At 64.2% G+C, this 15,090-nt stretch carries 13 protein-coding genes; 6 read left to right on the forward strand and 7 right to left on the reverse strand.

The window, feature by feature from the left end:
* The first annotated feature begins 349 nt into the window (after nucleotides 1-349).
* Genes ACFQQD_RS09270 through ACFQQD_RS09280 form a run of 3 tightly spaced genes read left to right on the forward strand, consistent with a single transcriptional unit; the run spans nucleotide 350 to nucleotide 2,749 of the window.
* Complete coding sequence (locus ACFQQD_RS09270; protein WP_378088561.1) at nucleotides 350-1,441, forward strand: S-(hydroxymethyl)mycothiol dehydrogenase; 1,092 nt, start codon at nucleotides 350-352, stop codon at nucleotides 1,439-1,441.
* Complete coding sequence (locus ACFQQD_RS09275) at nucleotides 1,441-2,088, forward strand: MBL fold metallo-hydrolase (RefSeq protein ID WP_378088564.1); 648 nt, start codon at nucleotides 1,441-1,443, stop codon at nucleotides 2,086-2,088. Before ACFQQD_RS09270 ends, ACFQQD_RS09275 begins: the two co-directional genes overlap by 1 nt.
* A gap of 4 nt (nucleotides 2,089-2,092) precedes the next feature.
* A complete protein-coding gene (locus ACFQQD_RS09280; protein ID WP_378088566.1) occupies nucleotides 2,093-2,749 on the forward strand; it encodes a uridine kinase in 657 nt (218 codons plus the stop codon).
* On the opposite strand, the gene ACFQQD_RS09285 is transcribed toward ACFQQD_RS09280, so the two are convergent.
* The 7 genes from ACFQQD_RS09285 to nrdH form a co-directional block, all read right to left on the reverse strand.
* Nucleotides 2,746-3,579, reverse strand: a complete 834-nt coding sequence (locus ACFQQD_RS09285; protein ID WP_378088568.1) for a biotin/lipoate A/B protein ligase family protein — start codon at nucleotides 3,577-3,579, stop codon at nucleotides 2,746-2,748. The genes ACFQQD_RS09280 and ACFQQD_RS09285 overlap by 4 nt on opposite strands.
* Entirely contained in the window at nucleotides 3,572-4,441 is an 870-nt protein-coding gene (locus tag ACFQQD_RS09290) for a thioesterase family protein (RefSeq protein ID WP_378088570.1), read from the reverse strand. The genes ACFQQD_RS09285 and ACFQQD_RS09290 overlap by 8 nt, the downstream gene beginning before the upstream one ends.
* Before the next feature lie 43 nt (nucleotides 4,442-4,484).
* Nucleotides 4,485-7,427, reverse strand: coding sequence for an S-layer homology domain-containing protein (locus tag ACFQQD_RS09295; RefSeq protein WP_378088572.1), 2,943 nt, complete (start codon nucleotides 7,425-7,427; stop codon nucleotides 4,485-4,487).
* 259 nt (nucleotides 7,428-7,686) lie between these two features.
* Nucleotides 7,687-8,661: a class 1b ribonucleoside-diphosphate reductase subunit beta gene (gene nrdF, locus ACFQQD_RS09300; RefSeq protein WP_378090074.1), complete on the reverse strand. Its 975-nt coding sequence runs from the start codon at nucleotides 8,659-8,661 to the stop codon at nucleotides 7,687-7,689.
* A gap of 61 nt (nucleotides 8,662-8,722) precedes the next feature.
* Nucleotides 8,723-10,891 carry a class 1b ribonucleoside-diphosphate reductase subunit alpha gene (gene nrdE / locus ACFQQD_RS09305; protein ID WP_378088574.1) on the reverse strand — a complete coding sequence of 723 codons (2,169 nt, stop codon included), beginning with the start codon at nucleotides 10,889-10,891 and terminating at the stop codon, nucleotides 8,723-8,725.
* Nucleotides 10,888-11,364 carry a class Ib ribonucleoside-diphosphate reductase assembly flavoprotein NrdI gene (gene nrdI / locus ACFQQD_RS09310; RefSeq protein WP_378088576.1) on the reverse strand — a complete coding sequence of 159 codons (477 nt, stop codon included), beginning with the start codon at nucleotides 11,362-11,364 and terminating at the stop codon, nucleotides 10,888-10,890. The genes nrdE and nrdI overlap by 4 nt, the downstream gene beginning before the upstream one ends.
* Before the next feature lie 16 nt (nucleotides 11,365-11,380).
* On the reverse strand, nucleotides 11,381-11,623 hold the full coding sequence (gene nrdH / locus ACFQQD_RS09315; RefSeq protein ID WP_378088578.1) for a glutaredoxin-like protein NrdH: 243 nt from the start codon (nucleotides 11,621-11,623) through the stop codon (nucleotides 11,381-11,383).
* A gap of 482 nt (nucleotides 11,624-12,105) precedes the next feature.
* On the opposite strand from nrdH, the gene ACFQQD_RS09320 reads away from it, so the two are divergent.
* The 3 genes from ACFQQD_RS09320 to ACFQQD_RS09330 are packed head-to-tail and all read left to right on the forward strand — an operon-like array spanning nucleotide 12,106 to nucleotide 15,083.
* On the forward strand, nucleotides 12,106-12,735 hold the full coding sequence (locus tag ACFQQD_RS09320) for an isochorismatase family protein (protein ID WP_378088580.1): 630 nt from the start codon (nucleotides 12,106-12,108) through the stop codon (nucleotides 12,733-12,735).
* Nucleotides 12,732-14,078 (forward strand): MFS transporter, encoded by a 1,347-nt coding sequence (locus ACFQQD_RS09325; RefSeq protein WP_378088582.1) that lies wholly within the window; start codon nucleotides 12,732-12,734, stop codon nucleotides 14,076-14,078. The genes ACFQQD_RS09320 and ACFQQD_RS09325 overlap by 4 nt, the downstream gene beginning before the upstream one ends.
* Before the next feature lie 18 nt (nucleotides 14,079-14,096).
* Nucleotides 14,097-15,083 (forward strand): LysR family transcriptional regulator, encoded by a 987-nt coding sequence (locus ACFQQD_RS09330; RefSeq protein ID WP_378088584.1) that lies wholly within the window; start codon nucleotides 14,097-14,099, stop codon nucleotides 15,081-15,083.
* Nucleotides 15,084-15,090: the final 7 nt, after the last annotated feature.

Consider the following 15,090-nt stretch of genomic DNA (forward strand, 5'->3'; position numbering starts at 1 on the left):
GCCGGCACACCGTCCCCACGGCGAAGCCTGATACAGCCATCAACAAGCGCCCAGCAATCTCGCCAGCCCGACACTGCACCACAGTCTATGCAGACGCCTTGATCTGCGTCACAGTTATCCACAACCAAGGACCGGATTCAAGCGTTGACCCGCCGCCGCCGCAGCAGCCAGCATCCACTCCGGATTCACCATCCCAGACTCGCCACGGACCACCACCACCGTGAATCAATCCGTGAGTCAACATGACCACTCTCCCTATGCATGACCGTGTCCGCCGGATGTGGTGGGATGGACTCAACCGCATCACCCAGTCCGCACTCATTGCCCAGAGCGCAAGAAGGAGCAGCACATGCCCCAGAAGGTCCAGGCCGTCGTCGCGAAGTCGAAGGACGCGCCCGTCAGCATCGAGACGATCGTCATCCCGGATCCGGGTCCGGGCGAGGCCGTGGTGGACATCCTCACCTGCGGCGTATGCCACACCGATCTGCACTACGTCCAGGGCGGCATCGGGGACAACTACCCCTACCTGCTCGGCCATGAGGCCACCGGAACCGTCTCCGCCATTGGGGCCGGCGTCACCGACGTCGCCGTGGGGGACAAAGTCATCCTCAACTGGCGCGCCGTCTGCGGTGAATGCCGGGCCTGCAAGAAGGGGCAGCTCCAGTACTGCTTCAACACCCACAACGCCTCCCAGAAGATGACCCTAGAGGACGGCACCGAGCTCGACCCGGCACTGGGGATCGGCGCTTTCGCCGAGAAGACGCTCGTGGCTGCAGGGCAGTGCACCAAGGTCGACGGAGTCTCCGAGAAACAGAATGCTGCCGCCGGACTGCTCGGCTGCGGCATCATGGCCGGCATCGGTGCGGCCATCAACACCGGTGAGGTCAAGCGCGGCGAGTCCGTGGCCGTCATCGGCTGCGGAGGCGTGGGAACCGCCGCGATCGCCGGCGCCAAACTGGCCGGGGCCACCACGATCATCGCCGTGGACCTGGACCAGCGGAAACTCGACAAGGCCATCGAGCTCGGAGCCACCCACACGGTCAACTCCAAGGACCAGGACGCCGTGGAAGCCATCCAGGAACTCACCGGTGGCTTCGGCGCGGATGTGGTGATCGACGCCGTCGGCCGCCCCGAAACCTATAAGCAGGCCTTCTACGCCCGCGATCTCGCAGGTCGAGTCGTCCTCGTAGGAGTCCCCACTCCGGACATGCAACTGGACCTCCCTCTGCTCGACGTCTTCGGCCGCGGCGGATCGCTGAAATCCTCCTGGTACGGCGACTGCCTGCCGTCCCGTGACTTCCAGATGCTGATCGACCAATACAACCTCGGCCGGCTCGATCTGGACGCCTTCGTCACCGAGACCATCGGCCTCGGCGACATCGACGCCGCCTTCGAGAAGATGCACTCCGGTGACGTTCTCCGTTCGGTGGTGGTGCTCTGATGGCACGCGTCAACAAGATCGTCACCTCCGGTACCTTCTCCCTCGACGGCGGCACATGGGACGTCGACAACAACGTCTGGATCGTCGGGGATGACGAGACCTGCGTGGTCATCGACCCGGCCCACGACTCGCAAGCGGTGCTCAAGGCGGTCAACGGCCGCCAGGTGGTCGCCATCCTGCTCACCCACGGCCACGACGATCACATCCGCGCGGTCCAGTCGTTCCGCACCATGGCGGACGCTCCCGTGCTGCTGCATGAGGCAGACCGCATGCTCTGGGACAGCGTCTATCCGAACGAGAGCCCTGACGGAACGATCACGGACGGGGACACCTTCTCCGTCGGCGGAGCCAAACTCACGGCGATCCACACCCCGGGGCACTCCCCCGGCTCCGTGTGCTTCTACTCCCCCGAGTTGGTCAGTCTGGGCGGAAACCAGGGTGTCGTCTTCTCCGGAGACACGCTCTTTCAAGGCGGCCCCGGCGCCACTGGTCGGTCCTATTCCGACTTCGACACCATCATCGACTCGATCAAGAACCGGTTGTTCACCTTGCCGCCGGAGACCACGGTGTACACCGGCCACGGAGATTCGACCACCATCGGTGCCGAGGCTCCACATCTGCAGGAGTGGATCCATCGCGGCAACTGAACCGGTGTCAGATGAGAACGCCGATGCGGCGGTGAACACCGAACTGGGCTCGACTTCTGGAGGCCTCGTCCTGTTGGGCGGGGCCTCCGGCTCGGGCAAGTCCTATCTCGCCCGCACCTACGGGCGTCCCCATCTCGTACTGGATTCGTTCTATCGCGAAGCCTCCGAGGACAGTGCCGTCGGCGGCCCCGGCCCGGAGTTCCCCCGAACGGCCTACGGAGAGATCGACTGGGACCACCCACTCACCTGGAACCTCCGCGCTGCTGTGGACACCATCATCGAGTTGCTGGAATCCGGCCGGGCGCGTGTTCCCCAGTACTCGATCGCCACCTCCTCGATCACCGGATACGAAGACTATGAGCTCGCCTCTGGGCCGATCGTGGCCGAGGGCATTTTCGCCGCCGAGCTTCCCGGCGTCCTCACGCAGCTAGGCATCGAGTTCCATGCCTGGTACATCGACCAACACCGGTTCCCGACGGCGGCCCGGCGGTTCGCGCGCGACGTCGCCGAACGCCGCAAGCCCGTTCCCTTCCTGCTGCAGCGTGGGTGGTCCCTGATGCGGAACGAGGCCGAGCTGCGCGAGCGCTATCTCCAGGCCGGATTCACTCCCGTGGCCAAACGGGAGCTCCATCAGCGGCTGAAACGGATGACGACGGCTTAGCCGGCCGGGACACTGGCCAACAAGTCCTCCCAGGGCCGGTCCACCACGGTCCCGTAGGACGCGCGCAGTCCGTCGGCGATGCACTCCACCGTCACGTCCACCTGAGCCTCCGTGGCAGCGCCGGCCGTGGACGGGTCCCAGTCGAGGCCCAGTGCGGCATAGACGTCTACCAGTACCGCCCGAATCGGTTCGGGGTCCTCCACGACGAGCGAGGAGGAGAACAGCCAGGCGCCCTTGACCACCCTCTGTGCCGTGCCGACCAGCTTGACCGGACCTCGTTCGATGTCGCCCCTGGCCTCCACGGCGCCACCGGCTCCGGGAACCCTCTGCCGCTGGGCGTGCACGGAGTACTCTCCGGCGCAATACTCGCCCGGGATCTCACCCACAGCGGCGGGCACGCCGGCAGCCCGGAACACCTCCGCGAACAGTTCACCGAACCCGGCAAAGCGGTCACGAAATCCATGAACGGCATCGGCATCACGCTGGAGGTGGTCCACCACGAGGCTTCCCCGGTGATATGCGGCGGCCCGGCCGCCCGCGCGTCGGACCACGGGGGTAAAGCCGTGCGCCAGACTAGCTTGCCGAGCGCGCTCAAATCCGGGCAGGCGCACATCACGCTGACCGAAGGCTACCGTGGGCGACGGACGATAGAGCCGGACCAGCGGCGCCGTCAGCACGCGCGACTGGAGCGCGCGCAGCAAGGTGATCCCGTAGTCCAGATCCGCCAGCGCACCCAAAGACGACTGCTGATGGACCCACTGAATCGCGGCATCGTCAGTACCCGCCTGCGCGCGGACCGGGCCGGAGGAACGGTGTCGTGGCTCAGGCATCGGACACAGGAACCCGGCGAACTGTCTGAAGCTGCTCTGCATGGCCGAACGGACCGGACTCGTCGTGAAGAACCGTCGACGTCAGGCCGATCCCGTCCGTCCCCAGATGGGAGGACGTCGCCAGGCCCAACCACCGCCCCACCGGCTCGCGGTACAGGTGGATCTGTAAATCCACGTTGGGGAAGGTGTAGCCGCCCGGCCCCGTGGGCAAGAAGGCTGCCACGCCGTTGGCCGTGTCCACCATCCCGATCAACCGCACCAAGTCCGCGGTCGGCTCACCGGCGATCATCTCGACCTCACTGGTGATCCAGCACCGGCCGTCGCCGGGGCGATGGTCATCGGCCACCCTGATGTCCAGCGACCGGATGAACCCGCCCGGCCAGCTCTGTGCCATGTCCGGATAGGAGTGGCACTCGGCCAACGGGGTCAGCCCGGGATCGCGGGTGGCACTCACCTCGGAGGTGTCCCCGGTGAGCAATCGCCACGCTCGGGCGATCAGCACGGAACGTCCCTGAGCCTCCACCGTCGACTCGATCAGCTCGATCGTGCGTCCCGGCCGGATGGTCTGCGTGCTGACGGTGAGCGGGCCATAGTGCAGGAGCCCGAGAATTTCGAAGGACAAACGGGCCAGGCGCAGCTCCGGTCGGGGTGCATGGGCGAGAATCTCGGCGGTCACCAGGCCAGAGACCGGCGCCATGTGCAGTTCATCGTCCCTCCACGCACCCTGGGCGTGGACGGTCGAGTCGAACGTCGAAATGCGGCACCCGTCCACGACGCGCGGTGGCGCGGTGCGCTGGAAGGCGGCACCGCCGTCGTCGTGCACGGGGATTCCGGGCCGCCCCGCCGCGGAGAGGGAAGTCATGGTTTCCATCTTGCCAGAGCGGTCGGAGCGGTCGCGGAGTTCCTCAGAGGAACCGCTGGGGCCCGTCGTAGAAGGACTCCAGGAAGGCCGCCGTCTCGGCTCGACTGATGGAGCGGCTGGGCTTGAACGTACCGTCCGCGTAGCCCGAGGTGATCCCCTGCGAACGCAGCCAGGTGATCGCGTCGTAGTTCGGAGACGTCGGCTTCAGGTCCTTGAACGGCGACGAGCTCGGTCCCTGGTAGCGGCTCCCCGACAATCCGTACAGGAACGCAGCCAGTTCGCCGCGACTCACAGCGCGGTTCGGGCGGAACGTGCCGTCGGTATAGCCCACCGAGATCTTCCGGGCAGCAAACCAGGAGATGGCGTTGACGTAGGCCGTTGAGACGTCCTTGAACGGCTTGCCCGTGGACTGCCGCGTCTGTTCGGTCATCTTGTACATGAACTGTGCCGTCTCGCCGCGCGTCACGTTCTGGTTCTTGCGGAAGGTGTTATCGGACGAGTACCCGACCGAGATGCCCTCGCAGGCCATCCACTGGATCGCCGTAAAGTGTCCGGAGCCGGGCTTGTTGTCCCGGAACTGCGGCCCGCAATTGCCGCGTTGGATGGCGACGGCGTCCCCGGTCTGTCCGGCCCGGGTGACTGCGGCGGACGTGAACGTGATCGCCGTGGTGCCGGACACCGAGACGCGGATGGCGCCCTGGCCTCCCGTCGGCAAGTCCACGCCTTGGTACTTGGTCCCACCGGCAGTGAACCGAAGGGTTCCATAGGACTTCCCGTCCTTGGTGACCTTGACCTTCGCGGTCCCGGAGGTCACCTTCGCACCGAGCACCAAGCGGTTCGCCGCTGCTGCGTCATTGATGCGGAACGCAACGCTATAGGTACGCGTGGGTTTCATTCCCTTGTTCCCGACGCCGCCGGACACCGTGACGCTCTTGAGTCCCGACGTGGAGATGGACGGGTTCGACCAGTACAGGGGACCCGTGTGCTGACCGAGATAGGTCTGGTCGCTGACCTCGCCCCCGCGCCGGGAACGCACCGCGAACTGGGCCGTCTCCCCCGGATCGGTGCTCAAGTTCAACGCCGTTCCCGTGGTGGTGCGGCCGGCCTTCCACGGCTGGCTGTTGATGCTGCCACCTCCGTGGGGGACAGCGCGATACATGATCTGGTAATCGTCCGCAGACCCTGCGCCCCAGGACGCCCGGGCCGTCAGTCCCGGCAGTGACAAGGAGTACGGATTGCTGGTGCGCGTTGGCTTGCTCAGCGTCCCGGGGTGCTCCCCGTGCGAACTCTTCGCTGCGGCGACCTTGGCTCCCACGTGTTGTCTGATGGAACCGAGCTTCGCGTACAGGTACTGGCCCGGGCAGGACGTGAAGTTGGTATCGCGATGGCCCAAGATCGTCCGCACGGTATGGCGAGAGCCGTCGGACCACCTCGCAGTACTCTTGCCCCTCTGGGTGAGCGTCACCGACCCCGTCGGATTGACGTCATAACGGTAGGCCTGCCACGCCAAGACCCGCTCGATGGCGCTCACCATGGCCGCCGGCGCGCCAACCTCCTCGTAGTTACCCATGGCGGAGACACCGATCGTGTCAGTGTTGAAGCCACCGGCCTGGGCACCCTGTACCGGCTTGTCGATCGAGCCCCGCCGGCCCTGGAAGATGTTGCCGTATTTGTCCACGAGGAACTGGTATCCGATGTCGCCCCAGTTCAGCGTTTTCGCGTGGTACGTGAAGATGCCCCGGATCTGGGCATAGGCTCCGGACTCCGAGTAGTTGTTCGACCCAGCGGTGTGGTGGACGTACATCGCCTGAAGATCAGTGGACGGGGTCCCCCAGTCCTGGACAATCGACTCGTCAGCGCCCCACTGGGCCCGAGTGATGATCTTGGGTTTGAGGATGTTGTCGTAATTGGTCGCGACCGGTGTCGCTTCGGCCGTCCCCGTGATGAGTCCGTCCTGCTGGTTGATCGCGGGCACGAATGTCGTTTCTGCGCCCACGGCCGGGCCCGAGACACCGGCCGCTTCCTCCACCTGTGCCAGTTGCGGTGATTCAGGGGAACCGGCCTCGAGCTTGCCGTCGGTCTCGGCCTCTCCCGGATCGATGAGATCCAGTTTCAGTCCGGCAGGCACGTCGCCGTCAACAGTGGTGATCCGCACTTGGATGGCATCCGCACCGTTCGTGACGAGCGGCTCTGTTCCGGTTCGTTCCAGACCAGGACGTTCATCCCCGTCGTGGATCTCCATGCTGTTCCAGTCGGTCCAGCCCGACTCCTCGCGGGCCCGCAATGAGACGTCGGTGACCTCGCCGGCGTCGACGATGTCCCACGTGACGCCTGCGACGACGAAATCGATCGTCTCGACCGGAAGGGTCAGAGCCGCGATGGTGGCCGTGTCCACGTCGTCCGCCAGCACGGAGTCCGCCAGCTCGGCGGATTCGGGCGCGACGGGAACATCGCTCGTCACCGCAGAAGCAGAGCCGGCGTCGGCTTCGGTGGAAGCGGTCGCCCTTTCTCGCAGTTGTTGCAGCGCGGCATCCGCAGCAGAGGCTGACTCTGGAGTGGAAGCCGAGGCCGTTACCGGCTCGACTGCCGTTGACGGCTCGGCTGGCTCGGAGGACGTGACACCCTCGGCTGAGCCGGCGTCCTCGGTCACGGCTGCTTCAGAGGTCGCTGATTCCGAGGGCGGAACCTCGGAAGATTCGGGCGCGGTTGGCTCGGGCGCAGCGGACTCGGTCGCTTCAGCGGACTCCGGTGCAGGCAATGCTGCGGCGTCGATGCCCTCGATCGCCATGGACTGCTCGTCCTTGCCCACCACCTCGGCAGCCTTCTGGGACTCGGGAAGGTCGGGCTCCGCCGTCATGGCCGGCATGCGGAGGGTATCCGTCATGGCGGGTTGCGCCGTTGCGGGTCCGACGGTGGTGGCCGTCAGCATCAGGGCCAATACTGCGGCCGCGCTGGACTTCAAAGCAGGATGAAGCGTCCGGGACATATCAATTTTCCCTCAAGAAGGTGCAAAGCGGTGGGAGCGGGCGCCATGATCGACCTCTGCGCCAGACCCAGACTAGCAAGGAAATATTGACTTCAGACCACTCCAGTCACATCTGAACCAATTTTCACACAAGGTTCACCCAATCCTGGGCGTGTCGTTGGTGCGCGATCAGAAGGCACCAAAAGAGGCCCGGAGCTGCAGAAAACTGCCGTTCCGGGCCTCTCATCTGCCCTGTCAGGACTGAGCTACATCAAGGGTCTTAGAAGTCCCAGTCTTCGTCCTCGGTGTTCTCGGCCGTGCCGATCACGTAGGACGAGCCAGAGCCGGAGAAGAAGTCGTGATTCTCGTCGGCATTCGGCGAGAGCGCGGACAGGATGGCGGGGCTGACGTCGGTCACGGCCGACGGGAACATTCCTTCATAGCCCAGGTTCATCAGCGCCTTGTTGGCGTTGTAGTGCAGGAACTTCTTGACATCCTCGGCCAAACCGACGGAGTCATAGAGATCCTGGGTGTACTGAACTTCGTTCTCGTACAGCTCGAAGAGCAAGTCGAAGGTGTAGTCCTTGAGTTCCTGCTGACGCTCAACGGACTCTTTCTCCAGGCCTCGCTGGAACTTGTACCCGATGTAGTAGCCGTGCACGGCCTCATCGCGGATAATCAACCGGATCAGGTCCGCGGTGTTGGTCAGCTTGGCGTGGGAGGACCAGTACATCGGCAGGTAGAACCCGGAGTAGAAGAGGAACGATTCCAGAATCGTGGAGGCGACCTTCTTCTTCAGCGGATCATCACCGTGGTAGTAGTCCAGGATGATCTGCGCCTTCTTCTGCAGGCTCGCGTTCTCCCGTGACCAACGGAACGCGTCATCGATCTGCTTGGTGTCGGACAGCGTGGAGAAGATCGAGGAGTAGCTCTTGGCGTGAACGGACTCCATGAACGCGATGTTCGTGTAGACCGCTTCCTCATGCGTGGTCAAAGAGTCCGGGATCAGCGAGACAGCGCCGACGGTTCCCTGGATGGTGTCCAATAGCGTCAGGCCCGTGAAGACGCGCATGGTGAGCGTTTTCTCGTCCTCGGTGAGGGTGGCCCAGGACTGAATGTCGTTGGACAGCGGCACCTTCTCAGGAAGCCAGAAGTTCGAGGTCAGGCGGTTCCAGACCTCGACATCCTTGTCGTCCTGGATCCGGTTCCAGTTGATTGCCTCGACAGTCTCGAGGGTCTTGACAGCGTCGGCCATCATCGTGGTGTCATCCTCACTTCAGGCGTAGAGATTCGGGGAACGGTACCGCGTCAGAGCGTCAGAGCATGCAAGAAACGCAGCCCTCAACCTCAGTGCCTTCCAGCGCAAGCTGGCGCAAGCGGATGTAGTAGATGGTCTTGAGGCCCTTGCGCCACGCGTAGATCTGCGCCTTGTTCAGGTCCCTCGTGGTGGCGGTGTCCTTGAAGAACAACGTCAGGGACAGTCCCTGGTCCACATGCTGAGTGGCGGCAGCGTAGGTGTCGATGACCTTCTCGTAGCCGATCTCGTAAGCGTCGTCGTAATACTCGAGGTTGTCGTTCGTCAGGTACGGCGCCGGGTAGTAGACGCGGCCGAGCTTGCCTTCCTTGCGGATCTCGATCTTCGAGGCCACCGGGTGGATCGACGAGGTCGAGTTGTTGATGTAGGAGATCGATCCGGTCGGGGGAACGGCCTGCAGGTTCTGATTGAAGATGCCGTGCTCCATGACGGAGGACTTCAGCTCTCGCCAATCGTCCTGCGTGGGGATGGTCACGCCGGCCTCGGAGAACAGCTCGGCAACTCGCGCGGTGGCCGGCTCCCAGGTCTGCTCCGTGTACTTGTCGAAGAACTCTCCGGAGGCGTACTTCGAGTCTTCGAAACCGCCGAACGCCGAGCCGGTCTCGATGGCCAGCCGGTTCGAGGTGCGCAACGCCTGGTACAGCACCGTGTAGAAGTACATGTTCGTGAAGTCCACGCCCTCTTCGGAGCCGTAGTGCACGCGTTCCCGCGCCAAATAGCCGTGCAGGTTCATCTGCCCCAGGCCGATGGCATGCGAGGAGTTGTTGCCCTTGACGATGGACGGCACCGAGTTGATCTCGGACATCGTGGACACGGCGGTCAGAGCCCGGATGGCGGTCTCGATGGACTTGCCGAAGTCCGGGGAATCCATCGTCTTCGCGATGTTCATGGACCCGAGGTTGCAGGAGATGTCCTTGCCGACACTGGCGTAGGACAGATCCTCGTTGAACTCCGATGCCTCGGAGACCTGAAGAATCTCGGAGCACAGGTTGGACATGGTGATCCGGCCCTTGATCGGGTTCGCCCGGTTCACGGTGTCCTCGAAGACGATGTACGGGTAACCCGACTCGAACTGGATCTCGGCCAAGGTCTGGAAGAAGGCGCGGGCGTTGATCTTCGACTTCTTGATCCGCGCGTCGTCGACCATCTCGTAGTACTTCTCCGTCACCGAGATCTCGGTGAACGGCTTGCCGTAGACCCGCTCGACGTCGTACGGACTGAAGAGGTACATGTCTTCGTTGCGCTTGGCCAGCTCGAAGGTGATGTCCGGGATGACGACGCCCAGGGAGAGCGTCTTGATCCGGATCTTCTCGTCGGCGTTCTCGCGCTTGGTGTCGAGGAACCGGTAGATATCCGGGTGGTGAGCATGCAGGTACACGGCACCCGCCCCCTGACGGGCACCCAGCTGGTTCGCGTACGAGAAGGAGTCCTCGAGGAGCTTCATCACCGGGATGACGCCGGAGGACTGGTTCTCGATCTGCTTGATCGGGGCACCGTGCTCACGGATGTTGGTCAGCGACAAGGCCACCCCGCCGCCACGCTTGGACAGCTGCAGGGACGAGTTGACGCTGCGTGCGATCGACTCCATGTTGTCCTCGATGCGCAGCAGGAAGCAGGAGACGAGCTCACCACGCTGGGCCTTGCCGGAATTGAGGAAAGTGGGGGTGGCGGGCTGGAAACGGCCGCCGATCATCTCCTCGACGAGGTCCACGGCGAGCTTCTCGTCACCCTGGGCCAGGTGCAGCGCCACCATGCAGACACGGTCCTCGTAGCGTTCCAGGTACCGCTTGCCGTCAAAGGTCTTCAGCGCATAGGACGTGTAGAACTTGAAGGCGCCGAGGAACGTGGGAAAGCGGAATTTGAGCTGGTAGGCCCGCTCCCAGAGCGAATGCTTGAACTCGGTGGAGTACTGCTCCAGCGTGGCCGCCTCGTAGTAGTCGTTGTCCACGAGGTAGGTCAGCTTCTCATCCAGATCATGGAAGAAGACCGTGTTGTTGTTGACGTGCTGGAGGAAGTACTGGCGCGCGGCGGCGTGGTCAGCCTCGAACTGGATCTGGCCGTCGGCCCCGTAGAGGTTGAGCATGGCATTCAGCTCGTGGTAGCCGAGATTCTGCCAAGCCGCCGGCAGCTGCTTGGCCGACTTGATCATGTCCTGTTCGGTGACTGTCATCTCCAAAACCTTTCCAATCCTTCGCGCACGGCCGTGACATCCTCCGGCGTGCCCATGAGTTCAAATCTGTACATGAGAGGGACATTGCACTTGCGCGAAATGATCTCCCCGGCGAGGCAGTACGCCTCGGAAAAGTTCGTGTTGCCTGCGCCGATGACGCCGCGGATCAAGTTCCGGTTCGACGGGACGTTCAGGAACGTGATGACCTGCTTCGGCACCGCTCCCTTGCCGTCTCCCCCGCCGTAGGTCGGCACGACGAGCACGAATGGCTCAGTGGCCAGTAGGGTGGGGTCCTTGGTTTTGAGCGGCAACCGGGCCGTGTCCGCTGCGGGCAGGTCCAGTTTGGTGACGAACCGATGGGTATAGCCGGAGACCGACGAGAAGTAGATCAGGCGGGCAGTGGTGTGACGCTGAGTGCCGGCCTCCCCGGCCTCAGCATCCACCGGCCTGCTCCGGCTGATCACGCTGCTCATGAAGCTCTGGGATTCCTCAGGCCACCGAGGAAACGGCGGAGGCCAGCTCGTCGATCTTGTCCGGGCGGAAACCGGACCAGTGCTCGGCACCGGTGATGACCACAGGTGCCTGCATGTACCCCAGGGCCCGAACGCGCTCGAGAGCGGCGGCGTCCTGGGACATGTCCACGGTCTCGTAGGCGATGCCCTTCTTGTCCAGAGCACGGTAGGTGGCGTTGCACTGAACGCAGGCCGGCTTGGAGTAAACGGTGACGGTCATGGTCATTCCCCTGTCCTCGATTACCGCGTCCGGACTGCCGGACTGGCGGGTGTTTGATGGCTGTGACGCGGTCCCACGTGGTCGTCCGACGTGGTGCCCGATGTGCTGATATCAATACTACATCTAGTGGTCGCCGAAGGGAACGACCACTAGATCCTGTTCTTACATCGATGTGATTAGTTTCCCCAACCGGTCCACAGGCGTGTGGATGAAGAGCAGGTGAACGGGGCCCCGCGAAACGGCGTGAACATGCCGATCGGCGGTTGCCTCCAAGAAAACGTCCACAGGATGTGGACCCCGAGCGGGCTGGTTGTGCACAGGCCCGAGCCGCTCTGGTCGGCACCTTCATCTCCGGCGAGCCACGGCGTGTCGCCCAGGGAACTCGCAGCGCGTCGTCCAGGGAACCCATAACTCTTCCTTATATCCACGGTGGCCCAACTCACTGTTAGCGTCCCGAAGAGTCACCCACCTGAGGAGGAACGATGTGGTCCATTGACCCCCGCCGGACGGCACATCTCGTGATCGACATGCAGCGCGATTTCGTCGAAGAGGGACGCCCCATGGAAGTCCCGATGGCCCGGCGACGACTGCCGCAGATGGCCGAGCTGCTGCAGCACTCGCGCCGGTATCAGATTCCCGTCATCTATACCCAGCACGTGCTGCTGGATTCCTTCGACGTCTCGCCGCTCGAGACGGCACGGCAGCCTCTGCTGAAGAAGGTCGGTATGCGCCACGGCACCGACGGCATCGAGATCGTCGATGAGCTCGCTCCCCTGGAGGGCGAGGTGAGCATCGTGAAGCACCGGTTCGATGCCTTCCACAACACTCAGCTCGAAACCGTCCTGAACACCATCCGTGGCTTCCGCGGCGTGGACACCCTGATCATCTCCGGAACGCTGACCGAAGTGTGCTGCGAGTCCACCGCGCGGAGCGGATTCATGCGTGATTTCAAGATCGTCTTCGCCTCGGAATCGACCGGCGCCCTCAGCGACGCCGCCCAGTCGGCGACCGAGGATGCCATGGGCAAGTTCTTCGGCCGGGTGATGACGAATCAGGAGATCATCCGCGAGACCAGCGATGAAGCCATGCGGCGTCAGGAGGGGCAGGCATGAGTGCCTCGTCGTCCCCCTCCCCTTCGTCCCCTTCGTCGCACGTCCGGCCCCGGCTGGACACCCCCGCCAAGAGACGCCGGTACGAGCAACAGGCCGTCATCGTGTTGGCCCTGGGCTTCGGGCTCGTCGGACTCGATCGTTGGATCATCTCCCCGCTCTTCCCGGCCATCATGGCGGACCTCGATCTCGGTTACGCGGACCTCGGCAACATCGTCGGCGCTCTCGGCCTGGCTTGGGGCATCTCCGCCCTGTTCATGGGCCGCCTCTCCGATCGGTTCGGCCGCCGACGAGTGATGGTCCCCGGGATCATGGTGTTCTCCCTGTTCTCCGTGTTCACCGGATTGGCCGGCGGGCTGCTGTCGCTCGTGCTGATCCGCGCCTTCATGGGCATCACCGAAGGGGCCTTCGGGCCCACTGCAGTGGCGGCCACGGCTGAGGCGTCCAGACCGGAGCGGCGCGGGTTCAACATGGGCTTCCAACAGAGCACCTTCGCCCTGTTCGGCATCGGTCTGGGCCCGATCATCGCCACCCAATTGCTCGAGGTGCTGCCCAGCTGGCGGTGGGTCTTCGCCGTGATGATCATTCCGGGACTGGTGCTGGCCTACTTCACCTGGCGCGTGATCCGCGAGCCCGGAGAACTCGAGGAAGACGCTCCCCCGCCCACGGAACTCCCCGACGCCGTGCTGGACGCCGCGGAGGAGGACACCCGGCGCTACCCCTGGTACGAGGTGTTCAAGCACCGCAACATCGTGGTCATCATGCTCGCTCTGTGCGGGGCCATGACGTGCATCTTCGTGCTGAGCTCCATGGTGCCGAGCTATCTGACGGACCACCAGCTGATGAATTTGCAGGACATGGGCCTGGCCACCTCTGGCATTGGTTTCGGCGCCTTCGTGGGACAGCTGATCATTCCCGGCATCTCAGACCGGATCGGTCGCAAGCCTGCCGCCCTCATCGCCCTGGCGTTCGGCGCCATCACGATGGTCGTGTTCCTGCTCCAGGGGCCGAATGTCTTGACCACCTTCCTCTTGCTCTTCGCGGTGGCACTGGGCGTCAACGGCACCCTGGCTCTGGTGGCGGCCACGGTCTCCGTGGAGTCGGTACCCCCGGCGCTGATGGCGACGGCGGCCGGTACCGTGATGGGCATCGGCGAGATCTTCGGTGGCGGCGTCGCGCCGGTGGTCGCCGGCCACCTGGCGGGTTCCTACGGAATCCAATCCCCGCTGTACTTGGCCATGGGCGGCATCCTGTTCGCCTTCATCATGGTTCTGTTCCTTCGGGAGACCGCCCCGTCCAAGGTGTCTCGCCGACGGCGCATCGCGGAGCAGTCGACCCCCGTCTGACCGCAGGAAGGACGACCGATGGATGCAGAGTCGCTGAGGACCTTCCTCACGGTGGCCCGGACCCGCAGCATCTCGAAGGCCGCCACTCAGCTGTTCGCCACGCAGCCCACGGTCAGCCAGCGGATCAAGCGGCTCGAGACGGAGCTGGGATTCGAGGTCCTGAAACGCAGTTGGCGCGGCGTGGAGCTCACGGCGCAGGGGCGGCACCTCCTGCCGACCATCGCGGAGTACCTCATCAGCCTCGAGACGGCGCGTGCCCTGTTGCTGACCGACGACGCCGACACGGCCGTCTCCTCCATCGCCCGCTGGCACGCCGGCCCGCTGATGGTGGGGATGGACGAGTGGCTGGTCGGGCGGCACCACGACGCATTGCTGGATCAACTGGCCGAGCGGTCGCTCGAGGTCAGCCTCACGGTGGCCAGTGCACCGCGGATCCAGGCCATGGTGCTGCACGACGTCGCTCCATTGGGAATCCAGTACGCCCCGGAAGACACCTCGGACGGCCCCATCCACAGCTCGGTCCTGTGGGACGAGCCGCTCGCGCTGGTCTATCCGTCCGGTGATCGAGCGCCAGACGGATGGACCGGCGAGGACCTGCACCACTTCTTCCAGGACAAGTCGTTCATGCTGATGGACGAGCCGATCTACACGCTGCACTCCGCGGTCACCGCGCCGTTCCTGGACACCATTCGGCCCGCCTCGATCCGAGTGGTGGACAACATCGAGGTACTCGCGAGCCTGTGCCGAAGGCCACGGCATGCCACCGTGCTCCCGGCCGGGATGCTGTTGCGACGTCCGTCCCTCGCCGACGACCGGCTGGATCATCGGATTCTCTCCCCGTCTTTCGGCCAGATCCCTGTGCGGCTGGCCGTCAACCGTCCCGTCCCGGAGGAGAAGCTCGACGCTGTCTCAGCCGCGGTGGTGGCGTGGGGTCGGCACGTGGGTGCGGAGGTGCGCGAGTCCTTTGCCCCGGACCTCTCCCCACAGCACCCGGAACAACCTTAGGGTGGCA

The sequence above is a fragment of the Citricoccus sp. GCM10030269 genome, from assembly GCF_042665635.1.
GTDB lineage: Bacteria > Actinomycetota > Actinomycetes > Actinomycetales > Micrococcaceae > Citricoccus.